The sequence below is a fragment of the Bradyrhizobium sp. GCM10028915 genome (genome assembly GCF_042666195.1).
GTDB classification, from domain to species: Bacteria; Pseudomonadota; Alphaproteobacteria; order Rhizobiales; family Xanthobacteraceae; genus Bradyrhizobium; species Bradyrhizobium canariense_D.
The window spans coordinates 394,814-421,698 of record NZ_JBHTFN010000071.1; the positions used below are offsets into that span (position 1 = coordinate 394,814).

General features: G+C 63.6%; 25 protein-coding genes, 1 tRNA gene and 2 pseudogenes. 11 read left to right on the top strand and 17 right to left on the bottom strand.

Features of this window, described 5'->3' with window-relative positions; all coding sequences use genetic code 11:
* The first annotated feature begins 16 nt into the window (after positions 1-16).
* The 3 genes from ACFQX9_RS37545 (at position 17) to ACFQX9_RS37555 (ending at position 1,721) form a co-directional block, all read left to right on the top strand.
* On the top strand, positions 17-853 hold the full coding sequence (locus ACFQX9_RS37545; RefSeq protein ID WP_247454008.1) for an ATP-binding cassette domain-containing protein: 837 nt from the start codon (positions 17-19) through the stop codon (positions 851-853).
* Positions 854-885: 32 nt separating this feature from the next.
* Positions 886-1,467 carry a flavin reductase family protein gene (locus ACFQX9_RS37550; RefSeq protein WP_085395132.1) on the top strand — a complete coding sequence of 194 codons (582 nt, stop codon included), beginning with the start codon at positions 886-888 and terminating at the stop codon, positions 1,465-1,467.
* Positions 1,468-1,562: 95 nt separating this feature from the next.
* Entirely contained in the window at positions 1,563-1,721 is a 159-nt protein-coding gene (locus tag ACFQX9_RS37555; protein WP_018453881.1) for a hypothetical protein, read from the top strand.
* Positions 1,722-1,781: 60 nt separating this feature from the next.
* Here the strand turns inward: ACFQX9_RS37555 and ACFQX9_RS37560 are convergent, their stop codons facing one another.
* From ACFQX9_RS37560 to ACFQX9_RS37605, 10 genes are all read right to left on the bottom strand, one after another.
* Positions 1,782-2,930: a M20 family metallopeptidase gene (locus tag ACFQX9_RS37560; protein ID WP_247454010.1), complete on the bottom strand. Its 1,149-nt coding sequence runs from the start codon at positions 2,928-2,930 to the stop codon at positions 1,782-1,784.
* Between the two features lie 165 nt (positions 2,931-3,095).
* Positions 3,096-4,346: a vanadium-dependent haloperoxidase gene (locus tag ACFQX9_RS37565; RefSeq protein WP_377792014.1), complete on the bottom strand. Its 1,251-nt coding sequence runs from the start codon at positions 4,344-4,346 to the stop codon at positions 3,096-3,098.
* A 289-nt stretch (positions 4,347-4,635) separates the two neighbouring features.
* Positions 4,636-6,021, bottom strand: coding sequence for a sigma-54-dependent Fis family transcriptional regulator (locus tag ACFQX9_RS37570; protein ID WP_026232617.1), 1,386 nt, complete (start codon positions 6,019-6,021; stop codon positions 4,636-4,638).
* 44 nt (positions 6,022-6,065) lie between these two features.
* Positions 6,066-6,416: a flagellar motor switch protein FliN gene (gene fliN / locus ACFQX9_RS37575; protein ID WP_007596160.1), complete on the bottom strand. Its 351-nt coding sequence runs from the start codon at positions 6,414-6,416 to the stop codon at positions 6,066-6,068.
* Positions 6,417-6,419: 3 nt separating this feature from the next.
* The gene (locus tag ACFQX9_RS37580) at positions 6,420-7,040 is read right to left on the bottom strand and encodes a FliH/SctL family protein (protein ID WP_018453885.1); all 621 of its coding nucleotides are present in this window, start codon (positions 7,038-7,040) and stop codon (positions 6,420-6,422) included.
* Positions 7,040-8,131 (bottom strand): flagellar motor switch protein FliG, encoded by a 1,092-nt coding sequence (fliG, locus tag ACFQX9_RS37585; RefSeq protein WP_018453886.1) that lies wholly within the window; start codon positions 8,129-8,131, stop codon positions 7,040-7,042. Before fliG ends, ACFQX9_RS37580 begins: the two co-directional genes overlap by 1 nt.
* A gap of 17 nt (positions 8,132-8,148) precedes the next feature.
* Positions 8,149-9,756 (bottom strand): flagellar basal-body MS-ring/collar protein FliF, encoded by a 1,608-nt coding sequence (gene fliF, locus ACFQX9_RS37590; protein ID WP_085349194.1) that lies wholly within the window; start codon positions 9,754-9,756, stop codon positions 8,149-8,151.
* A 192-nt stretch (positions 9,757-9,948) separates the two neighbouring features.
* The gene (locus ACFQX9_RS37595) at positions 9,949-10,224 is read right to left on the bottom strand and encodes a DUF1153 domain-containing protein (RefSeq protein WP_002714638.1); all 276 of its coding nucleotides are present in this window, start codon (positions 10,222-10,224) and stop codon (positions 9,949-9,951) included.
* 353 nt (positions 10,225-10,577) lie between these two features.
* Positions 10,578-11,285 carry a flagellar hook assembly protein FlgD gene (locus tag ACFQX9_RS37600; protein ID WP_085349195.1) on the bottom strand — a complete coding sequence of 236 codons (708 nt, stop codon included), beginning with the start codon at positions 11,283-11,285 and terminating at the stop codon, positions 10,578-10,580.
* A 13-nt stretch (positions 11,286-11,298) separates the two neighbouring features.
* Positions 11,299-12,942 carry a flagellar hook-length control protein FliK gene (locus ACFQX9_RS37605; protein WP_085359388.1) on the bottom strand — a complete coding sequence of 548 codons (1,644 nt, stop codon included), beginning with the start codon at positions 12,940-12,942 and terminating at the stop codon, positions 11,299-11,301.
* Positions 12,943-13,289: 347 nt separating this feature from the next.
* Here ACFQX9_RS37605 and mnmA point away from each other — a divergent pair, with 347 nt between their 5' ends.
* The 4 genes from mnmA (at position 13,290) to ACFQX9_RS37625 (ending at position 15,974) form a co-directional block, all read left to right on the top strand.
* On the top strand, positions 13,290-14,471 hold the full coding sequence (mnmA, locus tag ACFQX9_RS37610) for a tRNA 2-thiouridine(34) synthase MnmA (RefSeq protein ID WP_018453891.1): 1,182 nt from the start codon (positions 13,290-13,292) through the stop codon (positions 14,469-14,471).
* Between the two features lie 78 nt (positions 14,472-14,549).
* The gene (locus tag ACFQX9_RS37615) at positions 14,550-15,188 is read left to right on the top strand and encodes a class I SAM-dependent methyltransferase (protein WP_018453892.1); all 639 of its coding nucleotides are present in this window, start codon (positions 14,550-14,552) and stop codon (positions 15,186-15,188) included.
* Positions 15,189-15,232: 44 nt separating this feature from the next.
* Positions 15,233-15,589, top strand: coding sequence for a hypothetical protein (locus ACFQX9_RS37620; RefSeq protein ID WP_063994841.1), 357 nt, complete (start codon positions 15,233-15,235; stop codon positions 15,587-15,589).
* Between the two features lie 308 nt (positions 15,590-15,897).
* Positions 15,898-15,974 (top strand) — tRNA-Met (locus tag ACFQX9_RS37625).
* Between the two features lie 133 nt (positions 15,975-16,107).
* Here ACFQX9_RS37625 and ACFQX9_RS37630 read toward each other — a convergent pair.
* Positions 16,108-16,437 carry a hypothetical protein gene (locus ACFQX9_RS37630; protein ID WP_377792016.1) on the bottom strand — a complete coding sequence of 110 codons (330 nt, stop codon included), beginning with the start codon at positions 16,435-16,437 and terminating at the stop codon, positions 16,108-16,110.
* A gap of 161 nt (positions 16,438-16,598) precedes the next feature.
* Here ACFQX9_RS37630 and ACFQX9_RS37635 point away from each other — a divergent pair, with 161 nt between their 5' ends.
* Positions 16,599-18,011, top strand: a complete 1,413-nt coding sequence (locus ACFQX9_RS37635; RefSeq protein ID WP_377792017.1) for a hypothetical protein — start codon at positions 16,599-16,601, stop codon at positions 18,009-18,011.
* Positions 18,012-18,375: 364 nt separating this feature from the next.
* On the opposite strand, the pseudogene ACFQX9_RS37640 reads toward ACFQX9_RS37635, so the two are convergent.
* From ACFQX9_RS37640 to ACFQX9_RS37650, 3 genes and pseudogenes are all read right to left on the bottom strand, one after another.
* Positions 18,376-18,557, bottom strand: a pseudogene (locus ACFQX9_RS37640) (adenylate/guanylate cyclase domain-containing protein); the annotation flags it as partial.
* Between the two features lie 97 nt (positions 18,558-18,654).
* Positions 18,655-19,608, bottom strand: a complete 954-nt coding sequence (locus ACFQX9_RS37645) for a hypothetical protein (protein ID WP_377792018.1) — start codon at positions 19,606-19,608, stop codon at positions 18,655-18,657.
* Positions 19,609-19,714: 106 nt separating this feature from the next.
* On the bottom strand, positions 19,715-19,999 hold the full coding sequence (locus tag ACFQX9_RS37650) for a helix-turn-helix domain-containing protein (RefSeq protein WP_377792019.1): 285 nt from the start codon (positions 19,997-19,999) through the stop codon (positions 19,715-19,717).
* A 288-nt stretch (positions 20,000-20,287) separates the two neighbouring features.
* Between ACFQX9_RS37650 and ACFQX9_RS37655 the strand changes: the two genes are divergently transcribed.
* From ACFQX9_RS37655 to ACFQX9_RS37665, 3 genes are all read left to right on the top strand, one after another.
* Entirely contained in the window at positions 20,288-20,734 is a 447-nt protein-coding gene (locus tag ACFQX9_RS37655; RefSeq protein WP_377792020.1) for a hypothetical protein, read from the top strand.
* 1 nt (position 20,735) lies between these two features.
* The gene (locus tag ACFQX9_RS37660; RefSeq protein WP_377792021.1) at positions 20,736-20,933 is read left to right on the top strand and encodes a hypothetical protein; all 198 of its coding nucleotides are present in this window, start codon (positions 20,736-20,738) and stop codon (positions 20,931-20,933) included.
* Positions 20,934-21,314: 381 nt separating this feature from the next.
* A complete protein-coding gene (locus ACFQX9_RS37665) occupies positions 21,315-23,369 on the top strand; it encodes an AAA family ATPase (protein ID WP_377792022.1) in 2,055 nt (684 codons plus the stop codon).
* Between the two features lie 264 nt (positions 23,370-23,633).
* On the opposite strand, the pseudogene ACFQX9_RS37670 reads toward ACFQX9_RS37665, so the two are convergent.
* The 3 genes and pseudogenes from ACFQX9_RS37670 to ACFQX9_RS37680 all read right to left on the bottom strand — a co-directional run bounded on the left by ACFQX9_RS37670 (position 23,634) and on the right by ACFQX9_RS37680 (position 26,838).
* Positions 23,634-24,658: pseudogene (locus ACFQX9_RS37670) on the bottom strand (IS110 family transposase).
* A 218-nt stretch (positions 24,659-24,876) separates the two neighbouring features.
* A complete protein-coding gene (locus tag ACFQX9_RS37675; RefSeq protein ID WP_377792023.1) occupies positions 24,877-25,875 on the bottom strand; it encodes an ABC transporter substrate-binding protein in 999 nt (332 codons plus the stop codon).
* A gap of 156 nt (positions 25,876-26,031) precedes the next feature.
* Complete coding sequence (locus ACFQX9_RS37680; RefSeq protein ID WP_377792024.1) at positions 26,032-26,838, bottom strand: class I SAM-dependent methyltransferase; 807 nt, start codon at positions 26,836-26,838, stop codon at positions 26,032-26,034.
* Positions 26,839-26,885: the final 47 nt, after the last annotated feature.

Consider the following 26,885-nt stretch of genomic DNA (forward strand, 5'->3'; position numbering starts at 1 on the left):
AAATACTGGGAATCACATGCAGACAGCCCTTCGTACCTCCCTTCCCGAAACCGAGCTCGCCAGCCGCGCCAATTTCGCGCCTCACGCCCGCGTCGTGCGCGAGGAGCGCCCGGTGCAGACCTCTGGCCTGCCGCTCAGCATCCGCGGCCTGCGCAAATCCTACGGCGACAACGAGGTGCTGCGCGGCATCGACCTTCACATCCCCGCCGGCCAGTTCGTCGCCATCGTGGGCAAGAGCGGCTGCGGCAAGAGCACGCTGCTTCGCCTCATCGCCGGCCTGGAGAAGTTCGACGCCGGCAGCATCTCGCTCGGCGACGCGGTGAACCCCGAGGATATTCGCGTGATGTTCCAGGAGCCTCGGCTGTTGCCCTGGGCCCGCGTTCTCTCCAATGTCGAGGTCGGCCTCGGCCGCGATCGTTCATCCAGTGATGCGCATACACGCGCCGATAAGGCGTTGACCGAAGTCGGACTGACCGACAAGCGCGACCAGTGGCCCTCGGTCTTGTCGGGCGGCCAGAAGCAGCGCGTAGCGCTTGCCCGCGCGCTGGTCTCGCGCCCCCGCGTGCTCGCCTTCGACGAGCCACTTGGCGCGCTGGACGCGTTGACCCGCATCTCGATGCAGCGGTTGCTGGAGCGCGTTTGGCGCGACCAGGGCTTTACCGCGATCTTGGTGACCCACGATGTCGCCGAGGCGGTCGCGCTGGCCGACCGGGTGCTGGTGATCGAGGAAGGCCGGATCGCCCACGACGTCGTGGTTAACACGGCCCGGCCCCGCCAACGCGGCTCGGCCGAGCTCGCGGGTCTCGAAGGCTCGATCCTGAGCCACCTTTTGTCGGCGGACGATCGTACCTAAATAGAGAGGGACCCCCACTTGGGGACGATGCCATGAATGTAGTGCCCCGCGATCTCATGACCGAAAATGCCGTCTCCTCCGCCGATTTCCGCGGCGCCATGCGCCACCTTACCGGCGGCGTCAGCGTCATCACCGCCGGACGGGGCAAGGACATCACCGGCATGACGGTCACCTCGGTCAGCTCGTTCTCGGTCGATCCGCCGACGCTGATCGTCAGCATCAACCGCGACGCCTCCTCCTTCCCGCTGATCCGCCGCCACGGCGCTTTCGGCGTGAACATCCTCGCGGCCGATCAGCTCGACATCGCCGAGCGCTTTGCCGGCAAGGGCGGGCTTAAGGGCGCCGATCGTTTCGCGGGCGCCAGATGGGTGACCGCGGTCTCGGGTGTTCCGCTGCTGGTCGGCGCATTGTCCGCCGTCGACTGCGAGGTCGAGGAGATCTTCGAGCGCCATTCGCACGGCATCATCATCGGGCGGGTGCGAGACGTCAGGAATTCGATCCGCAACGCTGCGCTGGCCTATTGGCACGGTCAGTATGTGACGGTGGATCAGGACGAAGACGCCGTCAGGCTTGCGGACGTCAGCCTTCCCAGCCACGTCCGCCGCGGCATTTGATCGCCGCCGGCGACGGGCCGTGCAGGCTGGCCTTTTCCCCGTCATCGCTCTAGAAGCGCTGCCTGAGCCTCCCGCCGGGACAGCAATGGAGCGCAATGATGAAACGCGTCGCGACCTGGGCCTTCTACGCGGTCGGCGCGCTCGCGATCGCCTATCTCGCGCTCTACGCCTACGCGATGTTCAGCGGCCATCCGATCGTGCCGGGCGACCCCATCCAGATCTTCCGCAGGCCGGATGCGCCGAGCTATTCGTGACGGCTCTCTCAATTCGTCATGGCCGGGACAAGCCCGGGCATGACGGCGGAGTGCGGGCGACTATCCCCGCAAGATCGCCAGCGCCAGCGCCTGTGCGCGCGGCACGATGCTGTCGAGCTCGAGATATTCCTCCGGCGTGTGCGCGAGCCCGCCGACCGGGCCGAGCCCGCAGATGGTCGGCGTCCCGACCGCGGCGGTGAAGCCGGAATCGGCGCAGCCGCCGGAGAACTCGCCCTGGAGCGTGGTGAGGCCGGCCTGCCTTGCGGCGGCCTGATAGTTCTCGAACAGCGCCCTTGAATCGGCGCTCTGTACCACCGGCACGAACTCGCCTTTGACCGTCAGCGTCGCGCTGGTGCCAGGCACGTAAGGTGTCGCGATGATGGTCTCGATCGCAGCCATCACCCTCGCGCGGTCCGCCGGATCGACATAGCGCAGATCGATCTGTCCTTCTGCGTAAGGCGCCGTGGTGTTGACGGACTGCCCGCCCGAAACAAGGCCGACATTGAGCGTGATACCCTTGTCGAGATCGGTCAGCGCGTGGATCTGCACGATCTTGTGCGCGAGCTCGCCGATTGCGCTGACGCCGGCGGCGAAATTGGCCCCGGAATGCGCGGCTTTGCCGATAATGGCGAAATGCATGAAGATGCCGCCCTTGCGTCCCGTGACGATATTGCCGGTCGGACGGCCCGGCTCGGAATTGAACACGGCGCGCGCGGTTCGGCCTTCGCGCTCGATCACCGGCCGCGAGGAGGGCGAGCCGATCTCCTCGTCCGAGGTGATCAGCAGCTTGATCGGGTGCGGGTTGCCGCCGAATTTGTGGAAGGCGGTTGCCACGAATATGTTCATGACGACGCCGGACTTCATGTCGGCAACACCGGGACCATAGGCGCGCCTGCCCTGGATCGTGAACGGACGCCGTCCGGCCTCGCCCTTGCCGAACACGGTGTCACGATGCCCCATCAACAGCACCGGCTTCTCGTTGCTGCCGGGCTTTGCCACTTCGGCGTGGATGGCATCGCCGAATGTGGCGTGGCTTTCGCGCCGGAACGGAATGCCGTGCTCGGCGAAATGCTGCTCGAACCGCGCCCCGACCGCATCGACGCCTTCCTTGTCATAGGATCCGGAATCGATGTTCACGACATCGCGCAGCAGGTCGATCATCGCCTGCCGTTGCGTCGCCAGCCAGTCCGTGATTTGAGCTTGAGACATGTTGACCCTCGCGTGGTTCTCACGCGGGCTTATAGGGCCTGGCGCCGGTGTGACCTAGTCGGAGAACGCGGTGCGGCCATGTCGCCGGTCCACGGAATTGGACGCACCGTGCCTTCCACGTCGTCCCGGCTTTCGCCAGAACGAAGTTGAGCGTGTGGCAACCGGCTAACGCCTCGGCTCCGCCATCGCTTCCACGCCGCGAAGCTGCGTGGCGACGGTCAGCGCGCCGATCTTCCGGCCCATCTCCTTGCCGATCTCGGTCGAGAACCGATAGTGAAAGCCGGCCCAGATACGGGCGTTGGAGACTTCGTCGCTATAGTCCTGGAGCCGCGTCCATTTGCGGGTGACGCCTGGTGCCGTGGGGCTGGTCACCGAGAACTCGCCGAAATCTCCAACGATGGTCTGGAGCACGGTCGAAATCGCTGCCGACGTAATGCAGTGAGCACAGGGATATTCCGGATGCATCGGCGTGTCCCCCAGCGGCAGCCAGGATGCGTCGCGAGGCGTCGCTGCGTTCGATGTCAGGTCGGCGTTGCGTATGGCCGTGATCGGCCGCCAGAAATTGTAGTGGTACTTCGCGTCGAAAACGGCGACGAAGGCGTCGTTGCCGGCAATTGAGGTCAGCGCGTACAGCCGGGCGCAGTCGACGAGATCCATGCCCTTGGCCGTTGCCGCCTGCCTCACGATCGGATTGTAGGTGCGGGCACCGACAAAGAACCAAAATCGACCGACCGTGGTTTGCTCGGGCGTCCGGATCACACTTGTTCGGCTGCCGACCTCGCGGATTTCGTTGACGTCCCGGGTCCACAGCTCTGAACCGAGCGCCGGCGGCGGGCCGGGGCGATACTGAGATCCGGACGTCATGACCCAGGGCGTCGTCGCGCCCGCGATCGAGAACAGCGGGACGGTCGTCGGAACGTAGGCACCCGCCGTTGTCAGGGGCCGGTAAGTTTCAAGGGCGGCGCTGCCATCGTTCCCACGAAGCGCGATGATCTGCATCGCGGCCTCCTTGCCGAGGCCGATGCCCGCGATCTTGGACTCGCCGTCGGCGATCGGCACCAGAGAACTCGTCAGCGCCGCATCCAGCTCCGGCTTGAGGTCCGGATAGAGCGACAGCAGCACGTCGTGAGCCGCAACTGCGGCCGCAGCTTCCCGCGACGTCGAACGATCCGCGGATAGGGCAAGCTTGTAAGGCGCGTACCGGCGATCGATCGCGTTGACCGCCTCGAACATCGCGACGTGCATCATAGACAAGACACGGCTGTGGGGCGCTGGAAGGATTTGCTTTTCAGTGGCGATCGCGTCGGCCTTTGCATTCCAATCCATGATCACGTCGGCGCGCGCAAGCGGCGCCGACGCTGCGAGCAGCGATACAATCAATGAGAGGCGGAAGATGGTCCACGACGAGTTCTTCATGGGATGCCCTTTCGATGTAAAGGACGTTTCGCGAGACCAATGCGGCTCTGCCGACATCACGTCGCGCGGCTCGAGGACTTTAACCATCTTGTTGTGGTTTGATTGTGAATTGCTTCACGCGGCGGAAGAGTAGCTCCGAATGGGTCGGCGTGGCTTACCGTTCGCACTGAGTAATGGATCCTGACTTTCGCCGGAAGCCGCGGATTGTGGTGACTGTTTTGCGTTCTTCTCAAAGAAAAATGCCCGGGACCAGCCCGGGCATTCGTTTCTCTCAGTCAGCGAAGAGCGCCTACGCCCCCACCATCGGCATGCGCGGATATTCACCCGGCGTGCCGGCTGGCGTGATCGGAATGCCGCCGTCGGAATATTCGTTGAGCTTGTTGCGCAGCGTACGGATCGAGATGCCCAGGATATTGGCGGCATGGGTCCGGTTGCCGAGGCAGTGCTTCAGCGTCTCCAGGATCAGGTCGCGCTCGACATCGGCGACGGTGCGGCCGACCAGTGCTCGCGTCACCTGCTCGGCGGCCATGGTGGCATGCGCCACGGCCGGCACGGTCTTGGCGAGGTCGAGGCGGTCGCCGTCGGGCGTGAGGATCGCATCGGCGCCGATCTCGTCGCCCTGCGCCATCAGGACCGACCGGTGCATGGTGTTTTCGAGTTCGCGGACGTTGCCCTGCCAGCGGTTGGTGGAGAGCACCCGGCGCGCTTCCGCCGAGATCGGGCGCATCGGCACGCCGTTGGCTTCGGCGTATTTCTTCACGAAGTGCTGGGCGAGCTCGAGAATGTCGGCGGGACGCTCGCGCAGGGGCGGAATCTTCAGGTTCACGACGTTGAGCCGGAACAGGAGGTCCTCGCGGAACGTGCCTTCGCGCACCGCGTCCACCAGGTTGCGGTTCGAGGTCGCTATGATGCGGATGTCCACGGGGACGGGCTTGGTGCCGCCGACACGGTCGATCACGCGCTCCTGGATGGCGCGGAGCAGTTTGGATTGCAGGCGGACGTCCATCTCCGAGATTTCGTCGAGCAGCAGCGTGCCGCCGGTTGCCTCCTCGAACTTGCCGATGCGGCGGGCGATCGCGCCGGTGAAGGCGCCCTTCTCGTGGCCGAACAGCTCGGACTCCAGCAGATGCTCGGGGATCGCGGCGCAGTTGATTGAGATAAACGGGCGCTTGGCACGGGCCGAGCGGGTGTGGACGTAGCGCGCCAGCACTTCCTTGCCTGTCCCGGATTCGCCGGTGATCATCACCGAAGCGTCCGAGCCTGCGATCTGCTGGGCGAGCTTGATCACCTTGGCCATCGCCTCGTCGCGATAGACCAGCTCGCGGGAATCGTTGGCGACGGCAGCCAGCACCGCCGCGATCAGTTCCGGGTCCGGCGGCAGCGGGATGTATTCCTTGGCGCCGGCGTGGATCGCGGCGACCGCGGCGCGGGCGTCGTTGGTGATGCCGCAGGCGACGATCGGCGCGTGGATGTGCTCGGCCTCGAGCCGCATCACGAGATCGCGGATGTCGAGGGCGACGTCGACCAGCAGCAGGTCGGCACCCTTGCCGCCGCGCAGCACGCGCATTGCCTGTTCGTTATCCTCGGCGTGGGTCACGGTGGCGCCGTTCGCCATCGCGATCTTGGTGGCGGTGGTGAGCTGGCCCTTCAATGTGCCAACGATGAGAAGCCGCATATCAGTCTCCTGTCCGTCTGGTCGCGCTGCCGCGCGTCGCCGCTTTAGGCGCGTTCAGTCTTGATGATTTCGGTCATGGTCACGCCGAGCTTGTCCTCGACCAGGACCACTTCGCCGCGGGCGACCAGCTTGTTGTTGACATAGATGTCGATGGCCTCGCCGACGCGCCGGTCGAGCTCGAGCACGGTCCCGGGTCCGAGCTTCAACAGCTCGCTGACGTCCATCTTGGAGCGGCCGAGCACGGCCGAGACCTGCACCGGAACGTCGAACACGGCCTCGAGGTCGGCGGCGGCGCGCGTCGCGTATTCGTCCTCGTTGTAGCCGACGTCGGTGCCGGTAGGCGGCATCGGGCCGTTGAGATCGGGCAGCGGGACCTGTCCGTCAGTGTCGCTCATGGCTTAACTCCCCCTGCGGGACGCAACATAGCGTCCCACCATTTCGTCGATCTTGGCCGTGATGGCGGCGCGCTCCAGCACGACGCCGCCATCGGCCCATTCGATCCGGCAGTCGCCGGTGGCAATCTCGGGTTCGGCCAGAATCACCAGCCGGCCTTCGAAGCCGTTCTGCCTGGCCAGGCGCTCGATGTTCTCGCGCGCGGAATCGTAGAGCGCGTCGTTGATGCGGACGACGAGATGCGGCGTCGCGACCAGATGCGAGAAGCAGTCCTTGACCAGCGCGACGATCTCGCCGAGCGGCTCGGCGGCGACCAGATCGGCGCACAGCTTGCGCGCCACCGCGACCGCGACGTCGACCGCCTCGGTTTCCATCTTGGATTCGATGTTGCCGATGCCCGAAGCGATGCCGCGGATGGCGATGTTGATCTCTTCCATGGCGAGCGCGACACGGCGGTCGCTCTCGGCCTTGGCCTCGCGCTGGCCGGCGGCGAAGCCGTCCTGATAGGCGCGCGCCTCGGCTTCCGCGACCTTCTGGGCGATCTCGGCTGCGGTTGCGGCCTTCTCGCGCGTCCGGTCGGGCGCGGCGAAGTCGTTGTCGAACAGGAATTTTGCCGGGGCGGCCATCAGTACACCAGCTCGTCGTCGGCGCGGTTCTTGGTCAGCATGATCTCGCCCTTGGCGGCGAGGTCCTTGGCGAGGTTGACCAGCAACGCCTGGGCCTCGTCGACGTCGCGCAGGCGGACCGGACCCATCGCCGCCATGTCGTCCTGGAGCATTTTGGCCGCACGCGAGGACATGTTGCCGAAGAAGAAGTTGCGGACGTCCTCATTGGCGCTCTTGAGCGCGACGCCGAGCTTGTCCTTGTCGACGTTGCGCATCAGGGTCTGGGCGGAGCCGGAATCCAGCTTCACGAGGTCGTCGAAGGTGAACATCAGCGCCTTGATGCGCTCGGCCGATTCGCGATTGTCCTCTTCCAGCGAGGTGATGAAGCGGGTTTCGGTCTGGCGGTCGAAATTGTTGAAGATTTCCGCCATCACCTCGTGGGCGTCGCGTCGGCGGGTCTGGGACAAATTGGACATGAATTCGGTCCGCAGCGTCTTCTCCACGCTCTCGATCACCTCCTTCTGCACCGCCTCCATCTTCAGCATGCGGTTGACGACGTCGAGCGCCAGATCCTCGGGGAAGATGCCGAGCACGCGGGCGGCGTGTTCCGGCTTCAGCTTCGACAGCACGACCGCGATGGTCTGCGGATATTCGTTCTTGAGGTAGTTGGCGAGCACCTCTTCCTGCACGTTGGAGAGCTTCTCCCACATGTTTCGGCCGGCGGGGCCGCGGATTTCGTCCATGATGCCGTTGACGCGCTCGGGCGCCAGATATTGCTGGAGCAGCCGCTCGGTGGCGTCGAAATTGCCCATCAGCGCGCCCGAGGCCGACATCCGCGAGACGAATTCGAGCAGCATGTCCTCCACGGTGTCGACCTCGACGGTGCCGAGCGTCGACATTTCCAGGGAGAGCTGGCGCACCTCGTCGTCGTCGAGCAGCGACCAGATCTTGCCGCCATATTGCTCGCCGAGCGCCAGCATCAGGATCGCGGCGCGCTTCGGCCCCGCCACCGCTTCGGTCTTCGCGCCTCCGCGGCTGCCCGCACGCTGACCGAGCGTGGAGATCACGCTGGTGATGTCGTTGGAATTGGCGTTTTGCAGGGCGGCGGCCATATCAGATCACTTCTCGATTATTTCGTGGGTTCGGTCAGCCATTGGCGGATGATGGCGACGGTCTCGTTGGGATTGCGCTCGGCGAGTTCGCCGACGCGATGGACGGATTGGGCATGGACCTGGCCCTGGACGGTGGCGACGTCGATCGCGCTCGCGGCGCCGCTCGGCAAGAGCGCCTGGCTGGCAGGCGCGGCCTCGTCGCTCGCCGGACCGGTGAGGGCGCCGGAGATGGCGGCTGCGACTTCGTCGGATGCCAGGATGCGCTTGACCAGCGGCCGGACCACCAGGAACAGCACGACCAGGCCGAGCAGCATCATCACGCCGAGCTCGACGAAGTACATGACGTCGTCCTTGGTGAACTGGAGCATGCCGAGTAAGCCGCTCGGCTCGGCGATCGGGGGGGTGGAGGGGGCATCGGCAAAGCGCAGATTGACCACCTCGACCTGGTCGCCGCGCTTCTGGTCGAAGCCGATCGCCGAGCGCACCAGCGTGGCGATGCGGTCGAGCTGCTCCTTGGTGCGGTCCTGGTAGGCCAGATCGCCCTTCTCGTTCTTGGAGTAGATGCCGTCGACCAGCACCGCGACCGAGATGCGGTTAACCCGGCCGGCCTCGGTCACTTCGGTCTTGGTGGTGCGGGAGATCTCGTAATTGTTGGTCTCTTCGCTCTTCTTGCTCTGGTCCTTGGCCGCGACGCCGCCGTTCTGCTGGTTGCCCGGCAACTCGTTGTTGACGGTGACCTGGCCGTTGTTGTCGGCGGTCATGCTCTGCTCTTCGCGGGTCTGGCTCGAGCGCAGCACGCGGCCTTCGGGATCGTACTTGTCCGAGGTCTGGGTGACCTTGTTGAAGTCGAAATCGGCGGAGAGCTGGACCCGGGCGCGTCCCGTGCCCACCACGGAGGAGACGATGTCCTCGACCTGCTTGCGCATCCGCTTCTCGAAGGCGGTGCGGCGCTCGTCGCCGATCTGCTGGTCCGGATCGGTCTGGGCGCCGTCGGCGAGCAGCTGCCCGGTCTCGTCGACGATCGAGACCCGCTGCGGCTTCAGCCCGTTCACGGCCGAGGCGACGAGGTGGCGGATGGCGCGGATCTGCTGGGCTTCCAGCGCGCCGCGGACCCGCACCACGATCGAGGCCGACGGCTCCGGCGCCTCGCGCGAGAACAGCGGGCGCTCGGGCAGCACCAAATGGACGCGGGCGGCCTGGATGCGGTCGATGGCGCGGATGGTGCGGGCGAGCTCGCCTTCCAGCGCGCGGAGATGGTTGATGTTCTGGACGAAAGAGGTGGTGCCGAGCGCATCCGACTTGTCGAACACCTCGTAGCCGACGCCGCCGCCCTTGGGCAGGCCGCCCTCGGCGAGCTTCATCCGCAGCCGGGTGACCTTGTCCTTGGGCACCATGATGATGGTGCCCTCGTTGCGCAGCTCGAACTGGATGCCCTGGCGCTCCAGGTCCTTGATGATGCCCGAGGAGTCCTCGACGCTCAGGTCGGTGAACAGCGTCGTCATCTGCGGCGTGGTGACGCGCATGATGACGAACGCGAAAAAGCCGACGAGCGCGGCGGTGACCGCGATCATCGCCCCGAACCGGGCGGCTCCGATACCCTTCAGAAAGTCCGCAAGACCTTGCAAGCAACCGCCCCGACAGATTCGGCTGCTTTCACAGGAAAGGCCGACTGGGCAATTATTGCCTAGGTGATGGTTTCGATATGGTTAACGAAGGTTAAGAGCTGCGACAAAAGTCGCGCCAAAACAGAGCATGAAAAAAATCGGCCTCGCAAGGCGAGGCCGATTTTAGTCAAAAGCCGCAGATTTCCGGATTGCCTACTGGCGATATTGTTGGATCCGGGTGGTGCGAAGTCCCGCCAGACCATGCTGGTCGATCGAAAACTGCCAGGAGAGGAATTCGTCAACCGTCAGCGTATAACGGCTGCAGGCCTCCTCGAGGGAGAGAAGACCGCCACGGACTGCGGCGACGACCTCGGCCTTGCGGCGGATGACCCAGCGTTTGGTGCCGGGTGCAGGCAGATCCGCAATCGTCAACGGACTACCGTCCGGCCCGATGACGTATTTTACCCTCGGGCGATGGGGTTCTGTCATGGCGTACTCACAAACTCTCAACCACTGAACTCACTCAGGAACCCTACGCGCGCCGGCTTAAAAATCCGCTAAGCCTAAGGCTTCAATACAATTCTCGTTGAAAATGGCTGGAACGCAGCCGACTCGGCCGGCGGGACGGTACGTCCAGGCGGGCCGAGGGGGTGTTCGTAAATACTTTACTAACAAACGAGGCCTGCGCGGGGTGTCGCAGAGCCTCAATTGTCGTCCTGGCGAACGCCAGGACCCATTACCCCAGGGAGGAGTCGCTACAACGACTCGGGGTTACTTCGTCGAACCAAACGACTTCGGTGGTTTCGCCAGGACGACACCGAATATCCAGCGGCATTCCGCCTTTAATTACTCGTCGTCGCGATGATGCTCTTGACCTGGCTCAGCGTGTAGCTGGCGCCGTCGATGGTCAGCAGCGGCGGCGACTGGGTCAGGTCGACGGACGACACCGTGCCCTGCACCTGCGCGGCGATGCCGACATTGTTGTTGGCGACGTCCTTGCCCGTGGCCGAGATCGTGTACTTGCCGTCGGGCCATTGCGTGCCGTCATTGCCCTGGCCGTTCCAGGTGAATGGAACGTCGGTGCCGGCGCCGGCGGTGTATTTGCCGGTGAATACGGTCTGGCCGCTGGCATTGGCGATGGTGATGTCGACGGTGGCGTCGCTGGGCACGTTGAGATGCCAGGTCGCCGACGAATTCGTCATGGTCCCGGTGGTGCCGTCGACCAGGGCGGTCTTGCCGACGAAGCCCAGCGCCTGGGTCGCCTGCGTGGTCTGCTGCAGCGTGACGAGCTGGGACAGCGAGTCGTTGGTCTTGAGCTGCTGCTCGACGCCGGCGAACTGCACCAGCTGCTGGGTGAACTGGTTGGTGTCGAGCGGATCGAGCGGGTTCTGGTTCTGCAGCTGCGTCGTCAGCAGCGTCAGGAAGGTCTGGAAATTGCCGGCGAGCGTCGCGCCGGTGGTCGAGCCCAAGCTCGGGTTCGACGAGGATTTCGGCAGGTCGGTCGTGCCCGAGACGACGGACGGGGCGGTGGCGGCATTCGTGGTGGTCATGATCGAATACTCCTCACACTCTGATGTCGACGCCGCTGCTCGATCCGAGCATGCGGCCGTAGCTGCGCCCGACCGGGGCCGCGGGAACTGCGTCCTCGTCGCTGACGATCAGCCGGCGGGCATTGCCGCCATTGTCGTTGTTCTGGCCGGAGTTCTGGCCCGATGAATTCTGGTCGCGCAGACTGAAGGACAGCCCGTTGCTGCCGGTCTTCAGGCCGGCATCGTCGAGCGCGCGCTGCAATTGGGGAGCGTCTTGCCGCAGCATCTGCAGCGTTTCCGGCTTCTCGACGGTGAGATGCGAGGTGACCTGTCCGTTGCGGTCGACATTGATGCGGACGTCGATGCGGCCGAGGTCGAGCGGATCGAGGCTGATGTCGAACCGGGTCTTGCCCGCGCGTGCGGCGGCGGCAATTTCGATCGGCACGCCGGTGATCGGAATGGCCGTATTGGTGGCTGCGGTCGCCGTGAGCGTCGCGGTCGATGCGGTCGCGGCCGAAGTCGTATTGGTCAGTGACGCCTGCACGGCCGAGGCCGCCTGCGCGCCGGTGTCGGTGGTGGGGACAGCGGCCTGCGTGCCCGCATTGGGATGCGGTGTCGCAGTCGCCGGTGCCGCATCGGCGGTGCGGTCGGAAGTCCCAGCCTTGGTGTCGCCCGCGTTCGCGTCGATCGGCGGCTTGTCGGCGTGCGGATGCGCCGCGGTGGCGGACGCTGCCGTCGCCGAGGTCTGCGCGGCGTTGGCCTTGCTGGTGTCCTGGCCGATATTGGAAACGTCGCTCGCGCCTTGCGCAGTGACTGCGGCCTTGAACGAGGTTTTTGGCGTGCCCTGGTCGACGGCGGCGATCAGGCCGCCATTGGTCTTGGCATCGGCCGCGGTCGAATCGGTGGTCCCGGTCGCGGTATCGGCCAGCACTGCCGAGGTGTCGGCATCGACCTTGGCGCTTGCGGTCTTGGCGCTCTTGTCGCCCGGCGTCGCGGTATCGGTCTTGGTGCCGGCGATCTGCGCTGCGATGGATGCGCTGGCGGCGATGCCGGCGGCGGCAATCGTCAGCGGCGAGGAGGCGGAGCCGGCGGCTTGGTTTGCAGCCGCGTTGGAATCGACCGGCACGGCGACCACGAGTGCATTCGGATCGGATACGGCGGCCTGCGTCGCGTCGACTTGCGCGGCGGCGGCGGTATCGACGGCGGCGGCGAGGCCATCGATGCCGCCCGCCTTGTCCGCATTGGTCTCGTCGGATTTGTCCGCAGATTTGTCGGCCGATTTGGCGTCGGACGCCTCCGGCTTGTCCTTGGTCTTGCTATCAGCCTTGGCCGCATCAGCCGTCGAGTCGTTCTTGGCGTCGCTCTTGGCGTCGTTCTTGATGTCGTTTTTGGCGGGCGCGGAATTGTTGGCGTCGTCGCTGGCCTTGCTCTGCGAGGACTGGTCGCTCGCTGAGCGATCGCGCGGGCTCTTGTCGGAGGCGGAGGACGAGGAATCGGTGCGGCGCGGGGAGTCCTGCACGGAGGACGCCGCGCTGTCGCTGATCGCCTGGGTGTTGCTGTCCACCAGCGAGCCAAAGGAGTCGTTGGACGTGTCTTTCGGCGCTTGCGACCGGGCAGGCTTTTGCTGCGCGCTTGGGACTTGCACGCTTGCCACGACATCTGACGTTCGACCGACCACAGGCAACCCCTTGGAAACATCTTCGCCATGAGAGGTAGCAAGGAGCGGGCCACCCTTGTGGTAGGAATTTTATCCAATCAAATCAATGCGTTGACGAATTCGCGCCCCGCCGCGGAGCCTCCCAAAGCCCCGCCATTTCTGCCTCCCCGGCAAGAATTGCCGTAAACCTTGCGGGGTCCGTGATTGCTTCACCGGAAGGCCGCCTATATTAAAGAGAGAGCTCTCAACCGCTTTCGACCGGGCAGGCCGCGCCCTTCGGGAACTCTCGGTTCCCGGGGATTGCCTTTGTCCCGCCGGAAGCACCCAGCGGATCGCCCAACGCCGCCGTCCACAACGCTTTAAGGCCCATGCTCAACAGTCTGGATCTCGAAGGCCGTCCTGAGGATACCAGGGTCGTCGTTGCCATGTCAGGCGGCGTCGATTCATCGACGACGGCTGCGCTTTTGAAGGCGGAAGGCTACGACGTTGTCGGCATCACGCTGCAGCTCTATGACCATGGTGCGGCGACCCATCGCAAGGGCGCCTGCTGCGCCGGCCAGGACATCCACGACGCCCGCGACGTCGCCGCCAAGCTCGGCATTCCCCATTACGTGCTCGACTACGAGGATCGCTTTCGCGAATCCGTCATCGACAATTTCGCCGACAGCTACGCGCTCGGCGAGACGCCGGTGCCGTGCATCGAGTGCAACCGCTCGGTCAAGTTCCGCGACCTCTTGAAGACCGCGCGCGAGCTCGGCGCCACCGCGCTTGCCACCGGCCATTACGTTGCCTCGCGCCGCCGCGACGACGGCTCGCGCGCGCTGGTGTGTGCCGCCGACGCCGATCGCGACCAGAGCTACTTCCTGTTCGCGACCACGCAGGAGCAGCTCGATTATCTGCGCTTTCCGCTCGGCGACATGACCAAGCCCGAGACGCGCGAGCTGGCGCGGCGCTTCGGTCTTGCCGTCGCCGACAAGCACGACAGCCAGGACATCTGCTTCGTGCCGACCGGGCGCTACACCGACATCATCACCCGCCTGCGGCCGAACGCGATGGACCCCGGCGACATCGTCGATCTCGACGGCCGCGTGCTCGGCCGGCACAACGGCATCGCCAATTTCACCATCGGCCAGCGCCGCGGCCTCGGCATCGCAGCCGCCGCGCCGCTGTTCGTGGTGCGGCTGGAGGCCGCCAACCGCCGCGTCGTCGTCGGCCCGCGCGAGGCGCTGAAGATGCACCGCATCGTGTTGCGCGACGTCAACTGGATCGGCGATGGCGACATCGACCGCGCCATCGGCAATGGCCTCGAAATGTTCGTGCGCGTGCGCTCGACCCGCGCGCCCCAGCCGGCGTGGCTGCGCGGCGCGAACGGCCATTACGAGGTCGAGCTCGTCGCCGGCGAAGAGGGCGTTTCGCCGGGACAGGCCTGCGTGTTCTACGACGCACCTGGCGGCCAGGCCCGCGTGCTCGGCGGCGGCTTCATTCAAAGCGCCGCCGCGAAGGCCGCAAGCAGCACGACGAGGCCGCTCGCAGAAGCGGTCCGCGGCTAAGCGCATGATCCGGAAAAGTGTGCAGCGGTTTTCCGAACAGATCATGCGCAAAATAAGAATCTAGGCAGGGCAGGGGGCATGGCAGCAGACATCTCGCGGGCCGGGGTCGAGAAGGCCTATGGCCGCTGGGCGCCGGTCTATGATCTCGTGTTCGGCAAGGTGTTCGACGCCGGCCGGCAGTCGACCATCGCCGAGGCCGATCGCATCGGCGGCCGCATCCTCGACGTCGGCGTCGGCACCGGGCTGTCGCTCTCCGACTATGCGCGCACCACGAAGATTTGCGGGGTCGACATCTCCGAGCCGATGCTGCGCAAGGCGCAATCGCGCGTGCGCGCGATGCGCTTGAGCAATGTCGAAGTACTCTCGGTGATGGACGCGAAGAACCTCGCCTTCCCCGAAAACTTCTTCGACGCGGTGGTCGCACAATACGTCATCACCGCGGTGCCCGATCCCGAAGGCACGCTCGACGAGTTCATGCGCGTCTTGAAGCCCGGCGGCGAGCTGATCCTGGTCAACCACATCGGGGCCGAAAAAGGTTTGCGCAAACTCTCCGAGCTCGCGTTTGCGCCGCTCGCCCGCCGCCTCGGCTGGCGCCCGGAATTTCCATGGCAGCGCCTGGTCGACTGGGCCGCAAAACACGGCGGCGTTACGCTGGCCGAGCGCCGCCCGATGCCGCCGATGGGCCACTTTTCGCTGATCCGCTACCTCAAATCGTGATCGGGGGTGCGGAACACGCGGGCTGACCCGCGCGTTTCCCTCCCATGCGCACGACATCAAACATCATTCTGGCCAGCCTCCTGATCGCCGCCTCCGGCAGCGCGATCGCGCAGGCTCCGCCCGCCCCGGCGACGCCGCCGCAAGCGACCGCGCCGCCATCCCCGCAGCATGCGACCAATTGCACGCCGCAGGACCGCCCGAACCGCTCGGCCGACGGCACCACCACCGGCCAGTCCCGGGAACCGCTCGGCGACAAATTGGCAAAATCGGACGGCGTGCTCTGCCCGCCCTCCGGCGTCGATCCCGAGATGCACGCCCCGGCGCCCAGCACGAACGGCGCCATGCCCGTCATCCCGCCCCCCGGCAGCCCCGGCGGCGACCCGACGGTGCGGCCGAAATAGCTCGTCGCGCCGAAGCCTTGGCGTAGGCGGAGCCTGTTCCGCATCCCAATCTCGTCGTCATGCCCGGGCTCGTCCCGGGCATCCACGTTCTTGTGGCCGGCCGGGATGGCCGGGACCAGCCCGGCCATGACGGATTCAGCGCCAAAAGGCCCAAATCCCCCGCCGACATGTCCCGCCGAAGCTTTAGCGAAGGCGGAAGCCTTGGCGAAGGTGGAAGCTTTGCCAAACTCGGATTGACAGCCCGCCGCCCCCTTCCTTATATGCCGCGCGTTCGCGAGGTCGGCTTGTTTCGGCCCTCGCGACCCTGTGGCGGGGTAGCTCAGCTGGTTAGAGCACGGGAATCATAATCCTGGGGTCGGGGGTTCGAGTCCCTCTCCCGCTACCAAACTCCCGGTAAATCCCTGAAATTCCTCGAACTTGCCTGATCGCTGTTGCGCATGAGGGATGTATCAATGATACAGGCGCGCGAACCCCTCAGCAATGGCCACTAGGCCGATCGGGTTTCTAACGTTAATCCGTTAGATGGTCGTCGCGGCGATCGAGTTCTCGTCGCCGTTAACGTGCTTGTGGGTCGCGTCGCTGTTAGCCTTGGGCGGGCGACCGCGCTGCGGCTGCCGTTGCCGAGCCTTGTCGGCAATGGCGTGCAGCCTACTAACGAAGTCGGGGTCTTCCTGAACGGTCCACGTGATGTGGTCGATCAGCGCCTGCACGTCGAAGCTGTCCCGCAGGAAAGTCCAACCGGCTTTCATGACGGACTGCCCGACATCGCGCGGCAAAGCCGTTTGCGCAGCCTCGAGCGCCTGCTTTGCGGCATCGACCGAGGCCGTATAGCCCTGGATCGCGGGCATTTAGTTCTCCTTTCGTTAGATGATGCGAGCCCTTCCGGCCCGTCACCTAAATGTCTCCACCAACACCGGCAGTTTCAAGAGGCACGGGCGAGATGAGGAGGGCCGTTGTCTCTTGCGGTCGCGACCAGTAGATGTATCGACTAACACCAGGATAGCTAGGCATGCTTTGGGTCACTCAGCGCAGCTCGCAAACCGTCGATTACTACAGTGGCGAAACGATCAGGCTCATCGCGCAATGCCACAATGAGCAGCCTTATGCAGATCCGCGAGCGCTTCCGATCGTCTTGGCAGCGGAGTGGTACCTTCGGGCTCGTGGCCGATGGTCTGACAGCACCGTAAGAATCTATGGTTTGGCACTTGAGCAGGAGATGATTAGCCTCCTGAGCTATGACAGCTTCGACCCGGACAGCCGGGAGGGGCAAATCCTGTGGCGTTTGCGAAACGACAGGCCGGCTTCAATCAAGAGGGCTAAGCAGTTAGAGAAAGAAGGGATCACCGCTCCCTTTTCCAGCGAGGTCGCCGCGCTCATTGAGCAGTTTCAGTGCCAACATCCGGAAGCGGATCAGAGGGAGTTGCCGATTCTCGCGGTCGCTCGTTGGTTCCTCGACTCGCCCGGCCGGTGGAGCGCCCGCTCGTTCACGATCAATGCGCTCGCTCTCAAGCAAGAGATCGAGGGGCTGTTGGAGTTTGACACTTTCGACCCGGATGGCCCGGAGGGGCAACTCCTGAAGCGTCTGGAAACTGAGCATCCGGCACCGACAAAGAGAGGCACGAAGACCGAAAAAGAGAAGGCGGTGGCTCATCAACAGAAGGTCGCCGCCAAGAAAAAGAAAGCGGTGGCGAAGAAAAGAAAAAAGAGCCGCAAATCGCTGCCCATGAAGGAATTGCGTGAACTTGTCGGGTATTTCCGCTCTCGGGAGGACGAATTTTCCAGGTGGATCGCCGGATATATCATTTTCGCGTCGCGCATTGGCTGGCGGCCCGGCGAAATTATTAATCTACGGCGCGAAGGCAACCTCATTCGTGCAGCGGCCGAAAAGCACACCAACCATCGCGGCTTGACCGAAACCTGCGAGGTCGACATCAGCGCCTATTTAGAGAAGTCGCGCCTGATCAAAAGCGTTTCTCTCGCTTCAGAAATCGATCGCTGGATTGGCGACGCGCGGAAGTGGGAGACGTTCTACGGGGGGAAAAAGAAGTTCCTTGCCAATATCAACGGCCGCTTGGCTACGGCAAGCAAGGGCTGCAAGATTCGCAGGGTGTGCACCTACACTTTCCGGCATTTCGCGATCTCGTGCATGAAAGCGAGCAAATTCACCTGCGCGGAGATCGCAGTGATTATCAATCATGCCTCGGATCGCACCGCAGGGGAACATTATGGCCAACGTCGCCACGGAGTTAAACGCCCGAAGAAAATGCTGCGTTTTAACGGGTTGCGCCTGCCCCTCGTGCGCAATCTGGCCCGCGCCTTTAAGCGGCCTGCTGTTTCGGAAAGTAAATCTCCGGCAGATGCGCCTTCCCACCAAGAGGTTGTGATTGTGGAAGCTGAAACGTCCTGGCATCCTTCTCTCTAGATTTCTAAGAAGTGAGACCGACTGCGCGACTCCGTCCGCGTCGGCGGGCCTAGGCGTCTCTCAGGAGGGTTGAATGGCACGGTGCATTTTCTTCGCCATTGCTCTCGTAAGCACCGCAGTGCTTTTTAACTCGGGGCTGAAGCGAGCCAAGAGCCGCGAATTGCGTGGGCAGTTGTGACACCTTCAGCGGTGGCGCCGGTGACTTCAGAGGGCATCAGATTAAATGCATACTCGCCTGCGACCGACAGGCGACCGCATGCCTAATACGTGCTGAATGCGTTGGCGCCGTGAATACCCGTGGGTGCGCTGAGGTTGGCGTCTCCCCTCCCTGCGTCACCAACTTTGCGACGTCCCTTCAAGGCGGCCCCACGCGCTTGATGTCAATCGCTTGGCCCTTATACGCGAAACTGGAATTGCGAGCGATGACGAAGAGGCTGTGATACTGCGACAACGCCGTGATGATGTCTTCTACCATGCCGTCTGCGAAGTAGTCCTGCTCGGGGTCGCTACTCATATTCTGAATGGCAGCACCGCGATTGGTGGCTTGACCAAGCAGAGCTAACGCACCGTGGTCATCGCGGCCAGCCTCGGTGGGGTGAACGCGGTGCCGTCCGCCGCCGACATCGACGGCGGCGCGATTCCTCTACACCGGCAGCGCGGCGCCGCCGTCCGGTGTCACGACCTGCCACGCTTTCTTGCCGATGTGCTCGCCGGTCAGCAGTTTGGAGGCGATCGGTAAGGTGGCGCACCTCAGTCCCACTCGCAGACGCCGGTGTTGCTCCTCGCCCGGCACCGGCTCGAGGAACTGCTCCAGGCCCTTGCGACGGAGTATGTTGTATTCGGTCATGCCCCGCTGTGCGGTGAGCGCGTAATCGGCGCCGGGCTGGACGTAGAACACCTTGCCGCCCGATAGGAAGCCCGTCGCCTGCAGACCTTTATGGCGGAGGCGGTAGAGCGTCGCCGGCGGCGTCGGCATCTGGTCCGGTTCGATCGGCACGACATCACCCAGGATGCGCGTGGCGGGCAGCGAAAGGGAGGGGCGGCCCGCGGTCGAACCAAGCCCTTCGAGGGGACGGAAGCCTGCGACGCCGAGGAGGAATTCCGCCTGTCGGACGAGCTGTTCGAACCCTGGGTCGAGGTTGAGGTTTCCCCCCAAGGGACGCTGGAGGTTCGCGAGCGGCACTCCGATGTCGTGAAGCCGGTCGACCAATCTGGCCTCGACGTAGCCGGCCGCAAGCTTATGGAAGCGGGGGTCGAAAGAATACAGCACATAGACCTGCGCCTTGTTGAGGACCTCGGCGGCGACGCGCTCGCCGATCTTCCGATCCCCATTGCCTTGGCCGACATATACGACCGACCCGTGGACGAGATAGCAGATATTGCTGGAGGCGGAGGGGAGTTGCGCCTTCAACCGGTCGAGCTGCAGAAACGGCGCCGCGACGACGGCCAGAATGCCGCCCATGGACTGCGACCGGCGCAGTCCGCAGAGCGACGTATCCAGAAATTCGATCGTGGCCACAAAGGGGAGTTCGCGATCGAGCAGCGGATACTGTTGGAAAACTACGGTGTCGTCGGTCGGCCCTTTGAGATCAGCCATTGTTCTCACGCTTGTTGACGGTTTGTTTTGGTTACATTATGTAACCGATATTAGCGCTGAAGCAAGTCCCGCGTGGTTGGGCGGGCTGAAGGAGGTGAAGGGTAAACTAGCGACGTTTGGGCCGGGACAGCCGAACCCCTTCGCCCTTGCCACCGACGGCTTTGATGAATTCAACGCCGCGCTTTTCCAGGCACGCGGCCACTTTCTCGAGCACCGCAACGCGCCGGTAGTCCAGCGCCACCGACTCATCGTTTTCCAGGGAGACTATGGCTTTCCTGGAGACGTGCGCGTACTCGGCAAGCGTTGCCTGATCTATGCCGACGAGACCGCGAGCGGCCCGGATGAGGTAAGGCGGCGGCCATAAGTCCGCCACGGGGATTTCGGTCGGCATTCCCGGCCAAGTCGGTTGTCCGTCGCCGCTGCAAACCTGCGACTCACCGCGCCAGACTATCCCACTTCGACAATCAGAAGAAGATCGCGCGGTTAACCTAACGGGCACAAAAAGACACCGACGCATTGACTCAGGCTTCTTTAGGTGACATTTTGTAACCGACGCGACCTTGAGAAGGCTCATCGCCGTGAGGTCGAGAAGGGGCCGCGCGTCCCCGAAGATCAGGCTCCTTTACCTGGACCCGGCGGGCACGCGCGAGCGGCCATCGCAATAGCTTAGGAGAATTAAGTGAGCACCCAACGCAAACCCAACCAAACGACCGTCCCGGATTTCCGCTCGATCGAGGAACCCTCCTTCAGGGCGCTCGGCTGGTGGCGGAATACGCGCGCGGACAACTTCCACGCCCCTTCCCTGGACGAGATGAAGGCTGCGGTCGCCAACATCGCGATGCTCGCGGAGCCCCGTTGGCGCGACGCGGCTTCCGGCGACGCTGCCGCGGCCATCGCCCTCGTGCTTGCGATGGGGCCGGAGAACTCCCACGCGCTGAAGTTCGACATCTGCATGACCGCCCTCGTCATCTGCGCTTGCGAAGGCGACGCCGCATCGTGCGTGGTCATCGCCTGGGTGCTCAGGCGGCTCCCCAAGGCGAAGACCCGCGAGAAACGGCTCGCCACCTCCTGGACCGTCCGCGCCATGCGGCCGCTCCTTGCCCGGGCAGGAAGGGATAATAGCTGATATGCGGCTGCAGATCGTCAATGACCTGCACCTGGACCGTCCCGGCAGCGGCGGGGCACCACCGCTGGCCAAGGGCGTCCGCATGCTCCTGGTCGCCGGCGACACCTGCGAAGGACTGGTCAACGCCGTGCGGCGGTTTCGTCCCCCCGAAGCCCGCCTCCTCGTCATTTCTCGAGACGGAGCTTACGAAACCGCATGACGGCCCGACGGTCTGCATCTCGCACGATCGCTTTCAGCCCGACCTGATCGTGTCGGGTCTCACGCACTACCCGATGGACCTGACCCGCGCCGCACGCCACCGGCTACCCTGGGGAGAGCCGGTCCTTCGATCCGGCCTGCGTCGTCGAACTGTCTGATCCTTAGTCGGCCCGTACGCTCGCTGTAAGCCAACTCCGAAAGCCATGAAGTCGATGAGCACCTTCTCGCATTTCCAGATCATGAACCAACTTTCCGGTTCGGCAGACAGCCGTGCGAAAGGCTGCGTCGAAGTCGCTTGCCGTTGGTGTCCGTCGAGAGGGCGTCGCGAGTGCGTTGGTGACACCCGACCACATTGCCCTCTCGGCTCATCGGAAGCGCAACCATGAGCAATGATGACGAACAAAATGAGGCGAGCAAGGTCGGCGGCTTCTCCCGTTTGGGCGCCAGCGCGACTATGCGTGAACATCTGGAAACTCGGGAAGATCTCGACGGCGATACGTGCGACGACTCCGCAGCGGATGCGGCGGAAGACACCATTCCCGATTCCTTCACGCCACGCGAGACCCTGGTATCCGCCGCGCTCGCTGCCGCTCTCACGCCCGCCATTAAGGAAGCCCTGAAATCTCCTTCCTCTCGGGCGCTCGTGATCTCGGTTCCCTCAGCGGCTTGGATCTCGCCCGTGAGGGATCTTTTCGTGCGGCGCCCCTTCGGACGAAAGTGGACGTGCATTGCTCGCGACGGATCCGACCGCCGAGGGCACCAGCCGTCCTCCGGTAACACGGAAGCCGCCACCGCTCTCGCGGCGGGAGCCTCGGTGGTCGGCATCGCCGTCGCTCCGGAACAGACTCTTCCGTCGACGCTCATCGGAGCTGCCGATTTCCGGCTCCCCCTGAAGTTCGGTGTGAAGGTCGTCGAGGAGGCGATCCTGAAGATCTACGGAGGAGCTGCGCAGATCCAAGAGCGAGATCTCATCGGCCTCGATCTCGAGGACGTGGTCGCTGCCATGCGAAGAGGCAGCACCGGGCAAGACGTCAAGACTCGTCTGTCAGCCGCAGCAAAGACGCGCCTCGGACAAACCGACGCCGACGACGTGCCGCTCCTCGAAACGGCCGTCGAATACGGTGCCGCCAGGGACTGGGCTTTGGCTCTGGCGCGCGACCTGCGTGACTACCGGGCGGGGAATTTGCCGTGGAGCGCGGTCGACAGAGGCGCGGTCTTCCACTCGGCGCCCGGGATGGGCAAGAGCGTTCTCGCAAGAAGCATCGCCCGCGCGTGCGAGTCGACGCTGATCGTCGGCAGCGTCGGCGAGCTCTTCGCCAGCAGTTCAGGATATCTCGACGGCGTGATCAAGGCTCAGCGCGAACTTTTTGCCAAGGCCGTATCTGCGGCGCCGTCGATCCTGTTCCTGGACGAGATCGACGGTCTGCCCTCGAGAGATTCGTTGAGCTCCCGAGCCCGCGAATGGTGGATGCCGATCATCGAGGATTTCATGTTGCTGCTGGACGACGCCACGAGCGCGAGACGCGAAGGCGTGGTCGTGATCGGAGCCACGAACCGGATCAAGGCGGTGGATCCGGCCATCCTGCGGCCCGGGAGGCTGGAGCGCGCCATCGAACTCACGGCCCCCGGTCCAGAGGGGATCCTCAATATCCTGCGCTTTCACGTGCGTGACAGCCTGCCGGAGAAGGATTTGCACTCGGCGGCGGAGATGTTGGATGGTTTCACGCCGGCGGAAATCATGGAGACGGTGAGAAGCGCGCGCCGCACGGCACGGAGTTCCGGACGCGATCTTTCTGCCGACGATCTCAAGCGCGCGGTCTTGCCGGCGACGACCGTCCCGCCCGCGTCGCTGAGGCGGATCGCATTCCACGAGGCGGGGCACGTGGTCGTCACTATTGCTACGGGCGTGGGCACCGTCAGATCGGCCAGGATTGGCGGTCGTCAAGGCACCGGTGGCGTGACCAGCATCGACCCCATTTCCAGCGATCTCGTCACACGGGGCTCGATCGAAAGGCAGATTGTTGGCATCCTCGCGGGGCGTGCCGCGGAAATCGTGATGCTCGGTGCCCCTTCGGCAGGAGCCGGCGGAAGTGAGCGGTCCGACTTGGCGCTCGCGACGCGCCTCGTGGCAAGCATGGAGCTCTCTCTCGGATTGGGGGAGAACAGCTTGGCTTACGTCGGGGACGCCGACGCGGCCGTCGAGGAACTGCGGCTCGATCGGACCATCCGGCAACGCGTCGACGAGAGGCTGCACCGGCTGCAAGCCCGGGCCTGCGAGATCGTTGAAGCGCGTCGCGATCAGATAGTAGCCGTCGCCGATGCGCTCATCGAGAGGAGCTTTCTGTCGGGCGACGAGATCGAGAGGATTCTCGCTGGCGTCGGCGTTGGGAATGGATGCGTTTCCGACACGGTGGACACCGCGAGCTCCCTCACGTGATACCGGAGGTGACAAACTCACACGAGCTGGAGAAGCTCGCGGCCATGCTCGAAAGCATTGGCGAGTACCGGATTCTCAGGCGATTGCGCCTGGCGGGCGCCACTCCGCCGCCGGTATGGGAGTTCGCAGACCGGAACCAAATCATAAACGCGTGCTCGGTAGGCACGACGAGTACACCTGGTTCTTCCGGTCTCGTCTCGCCGACTGTTGCGCCATACTCTCCTCCGACCGACTACATCTCTGACGACCTCAGGTCGGCCAGGATCACGCCTTGGCCGCGACCGGAGCCCTGTAATTCTCCTGCTTGATAAGTAGCGCCCAGACGATCCGCGCCATCTTGTTGGCGAGCGCGACCGTTACCAGCATGCGCGGTTTGCGAGCCAGCATCTGTTCGAGCCACGATCCCCTTGGCGCACCGCGTTTGCTCGCCTGTTGCACGACCGCGCTGCTGCCGATGATGAGAAGGCGCCTGAGCGTGCGTTCGCCCATCTTGGATGTCGCACCGAGCTTCTGCTTGCCGCCTGTCGATCTTTGAAGAGGCGTGAGACCGAGCCATGCCGCGAAGTCACGGCCTTTGGCAAAGGTCTCGGCCGGCGGTGCTAGAGCGGCGATCGCGGTGGCGGAGATTGGGCCGATGCCGGGAACGGTCATTAGCCGGCGTGATACCTCGTCCTCGCGAGCACGTCGCGCGATCTCCTGGTCGAGATCCGCGATCTTGCCATTGAGGTCGGTCAGCAGGTCCAACATCAATCGGAAGGCCGCTTTGGGAAGCGAGCTGGCCATCTCTTCCTCCTCGATCAGATCGATAAGCATCGCCACGTGCGATGGCCCCTTAGGTGCGACCCAACCATATTCAGTGAGAAGTCCCCGGATCGCGTTGATGAGCTGCGTTCGCTGCCGCACTAACAGGTCACGGGTCCGAAACACCAGACCCGCCGCCTGTTGCTGTTCGCTCTTCACGGCCACGAACCGCATGCTCGGCCGCTGCGCTGCTTCGCAGATCGCCTCGGCGTCGATCGCGTCGTTCTTTTGCCGCTTCACAAACGGCTTTACATAGGCGGGAGGGATCGGCCGAACTTCGTGGCCAAGCCGAGTGAGCTGACGGCCCAGTGATGGGCTCCGCCACATGCCTCCAGCGCTACCGTGCAACTCGGCTGGGCTGCGAAGAAATCCAGCAGCTTTCCTCGGCTGATCCGTTTGCTGAATATAGCTCGCCCTTTCCCGTCTGCTCCATGAGCGTGGAAAACCTGCTTGGCGATGTCCAGACCGATTATGCTAACCTCCGACACGGACGCCTCCCTTAAGTGGTGCTAAACACCTCCACTTTGGCACATCGATGCCGTCGGCGGGGCGTCCACCCCGTCATAAGTCGGGGGACGCTGCTATGCCTCTGATAACGGCCCGGAATCGGAACGTTGCAGGACTGCCGCCTTGGGCCCACAGCCGACGCCAGATGAGTTCCTCACGAGTAAACCCACCGCGCTCTTCAGCCCGCCAAAGCGGCGCTTTACTCAATCACGTGATCCGCGCGGGCAAGGAAGGATGGTGATAGGTTGAGGGTCAACGCTTTGGCGGCCCTTACATTGATGGCCAGCTCAAACTTCGTTGGCTGTTGCACCGGGATCTCGGCCGGCTTCCCGCCCCTAAAAATGGCAGCAACTTGCGACGCCATAAGGCGAAAGAGGTCAGAAAGTTCGACGGAATAAGACATCAGCCCCCCGGCCTCGACAAAATCGCGGAAGGGATAGCTCGCGGGAAGGCGCTGTGCGGTGACTAGCTCCACCAACGTGTGTCGAAGCGAGAGATGCTCACCCTCGTCGGAGACCATGAGGGCGGTTGGCTGATTGCGTTCTATCGAGCGGAAGCTGTCTTGATACGCTTCTTGCGAGACGGTGCGGCCCAACGGTAGTTCGACAATTGGAATACCCGCCTGTTGCGATGCTAACCGCACGCCGATGCCGGCAGCCCGCTCCCAGTATGCGTCGGATGCGAGATAGTGTACTCTCGACAGGTTCGGGATCAACTCAGCAAGCAGTTGAAAGCGTTTGCCTTGAAGCTCTAATCCAGCATCGATGCTCGCCCCCGTGATATTCCCACCGGGACGGCCTAGCGTAGAAACGATCCCCATAGCAATCGGATCGGCAAACAGAGAAACGACCGGTATGTTCTGCGTCACTTTTTTGAGCTGCATTGCGATGGGAGTACTTGTCGAAACGATTAGGTCAGGATGTGTCCCAACCACATCGGCGGCGAGCTGCGCGTAGCGGGCCGTTTCCCCTCCGCCCGAGTAACGCTCAATAAGAATATTCTGGCCCTCGATGTATCCCAGCCGGCTCAGCTCCTGGAAAAAGGCTCGGTAATAACCGGTGTTGCTGTTGGCGGTCATATCCGCGGTTTTGGCGGCAGGAGAAACGATAGCCATACGCTTCAATTTGGGTTGCTGCGCGCTGACCGGCGGTACAACCCCCGCAAGCGTCAGCCCAAGAAGGAATGCGCGGCGCCTCATCGGACACCCTTTCCTCGACTTTATGTTCGATGCATTTGATCACAGAGAAACGGACAGCACTAGGACTTCCGAAATGGATCAAAAGCGGGTCCACGCCTCGACGTTGCGATAGGGCAGCTAAGGGCCCAACAGGCGACATCGCTCGGCGAGCAGACCCTATCGAGTCGGCACAGTTCCTTTAACGGCCCAAGCCGCACTTACAAAACTTCGTGGACCATCTGGTTGACCAGACAGATAGGCGCGGCGAACAGCGGCCTGCACTTGCTCTGCAATGCCCTGGGGTAACGTCGAAAAGAAAGCCGCTAACGTGCCCTGGCCGTTGATGAGCGGAAACCAATAGTCGTCGAAACTCGCAAAATCCATTCGGATAGTCAGGGTCACATCGATGATGTTATCGAGGCCGGCGGCCTTGAAGCCCCGTGCCATTTCGCCTGGAAAGGTCATCGGTCTCACAAAAGAGGAATCGCGCCTGACAAGCGCCGTGGGCTCAATTGCAGCGAATGTATCCCAGAACATTCGCTGGCTAGGCATGCCGCCAAATGTATCCCAGACAGTGGCAGCTACGATGCCACCCGGCCGCACCACGCGAAGCATTTCGGCTATAGCCAGTTCAGGTGTCGGTACAAAATGCAGAACGAGCATCGACATAGCACGATCGAAATAGTTTTCACCGAAGGGTATCGAACAGGCGTCGCCTTGACGTGCAGATATCCGCCGATCGGTGTTGCGCTGTATAAGCGCTTCGACGAACTTCGGTTCGAAGTCGATGGCTTCGATGGCAGCAACATTGGCTCGATCAGGGATCAGGAACGTTAGGCTGCCGGTTCCGCATCCGACATCAATGATGCGCTCGCCCTCTGCAACGCCAGCGAAGTCCAGAAAAAGCGGAGCCAGACGCTTGCTCCATCTCCCCATGTACTGATCATAACCATCGGCGCCCTTTGCAACGAAAGTAGAGGACATGTCTCGCCTCGGAATATGCGATTGCCTTTCGCCGCAGATTAACATCT

Excerpts from the sequence above, each read along its gene's own strand:
- ACFQX9_RS37545 (WP_247454008.1), top strand. The coding sequence starts at position 17 with ATGCAGACAGCCCTTCGTACCTCCCTTCCCGAAACCGAGCTCGCCAGC.
- ACFQX9_RS37550 (WP_085395132.1), top strand. The coding sequence starts at position 886 with ATGAATGTAGTGCCCCGCGATCTCATGACCGAAAATGCCGTCTCCTCC.
- ACFQX9_RS37555 (WP_018453881.1), top strand. The coding sequence starts at position 1,563 with ATGATGAAACGCGTCGCGACCTGGGCCTTCTACGCGGTCGGCGCGCTC.
- ACFQX9_RS37560 (WP_247454010.1), bottom strand. The coding sequence starts at position 2,930 with ATGTCTCAAGCTCAAATCACGGACTGGCTGGCGACGCAACGGCAGGCG.
- ACFQX9_RS37565 (WP_377792014.1), bottom strand. The coding sequence starts at position 4,346 with ATGAAGAACTCGTCGTGGACCATCTTCCGCCTCTCATTGATTGTATCG.
- ACFQX9_RS37570 (WP_026232617.1), bottom strand. The coding sequence starts at position 6,021 with ATGCGGCTTCTCATCGTTGGCACATTGAAGGGCCAGCTCACCACCGCC.
- fliN (WP_007596160.1), bottom strand. The coding sequence starts at position 6,416 with ATGAGCGACACTGACGGACAGGTCCCGCTGCCCGATCTCAACGGCCCG.
- ACFQX9_RS37580 (WP_018453885.1), bottom strand. The coding sequence starts at position 7,040 with ATGGCCGCCCCGGCAAAATTCCTGTTCGACAACGACTTCGCCGCGCCC.
- fliG (WP_018453886.1), bottom strand. The coding sequence starts at position 8,131 with ATGGCCGCCGCCCTGCAAAACGCCAATTCCAACGACATCACCAGCGTG.
- ACFQX9_RS37595 (WP_002714638.1), bottom strand. The coding sequence starts at position 10,224 with ATGACAGAACCCCATCGCCCGAGGGTAAAATACGTCATCGGGCCGGAC.
- ACFQX9_RS37600 (WP_085349195.1), bottom strand. The coding sequence starts at position 11,285 with ATGACCACCACGAATGCCGCCACCGCCCCGTCCGTCGTCTCGGGCACG.
- mnmA (WP_018453891.1), top strand. The coding sequence starts at position 13,290 with ATGCTCAACAGTCTGGATCTCGAAGGCCGTCCTGAGGATACCAGGGTC.
- ACFQX9_RS37615 (WP_018453892.1), top strand. The coding sequence starts at position 14,550 with ATGGCAGCAGACATCTCGCGGGCCGGGGTCGAGAAGGCCTATGGCCGC.
- ACFQX9_RS37620 (WP_063994841.1), top strand. The coding sequence starts at position 15,233 with ATGCGCACGACATCAAACATCATTCTGGCCAGCCTCCTGATCGCCGCC.
- ACFQX9_RS37630 (WP_377792016.1), bottom strand. The coding sequence starts at position 16,437 with ATGCCCGCGATCCAGGGCTATACGGCCTCGGTCGATGCCGCAAAGCAG.
- ACFQX9_RS37635 (WP_377792017.1), top strand. The coding sequence starts at position 16,599 with ATGCTTTGGGTCACTCAGCGCAGCTCGCAAACCGTCGATTACTACAGT.
- ACFQX9_RS37645 (WP_377792018.1), bottom strand. The coding sequence starts at position 19,608 with ATGGCTGATCTCAAAGGGCCGACCGACGACACCGTAGTTTTCCAACAG.
- ACFQX9_RS37650 (WP_377792019.1), bottom strand. The coding sequence starts at position 19,999 with ATGCCGACCGAAATCCCCGTGGCGGACTTATGGCCGCCGCCTTACCTC.
- ACFQX9_RS37660 (WP_377792021.1), top strand. The coding sequence starts at position 20,736 with ATGCGGCTGCAGATCGTCAATGACCTGCACCTGGACCGTCCCGGCAGC.
- ACFQX9_RS37665 (WP_377792022.1), top strand. The coding sequence starts at position 21,315 with ATGAGCAATGATGACGAACAAAATGAGGCGAGCAAGGTCGGCGGCTTC.
- ACFQX9_RS37675 (WP_377792023.1), bottom strand. The coding sequence starts at position 25,875 with ATGAGGCGCCGCGCATTCCTTCTTGGGCTGACGCTTGCGGGGGTTGTA.
- ACFQX9_RS37680 (WP_377792024.1), bottom strand. The coding sequence starts at position 26,838 with ATGTCCTCTACTTTCGTTGCAAAGGGCGCCGATGGTTATGATCAGTAC.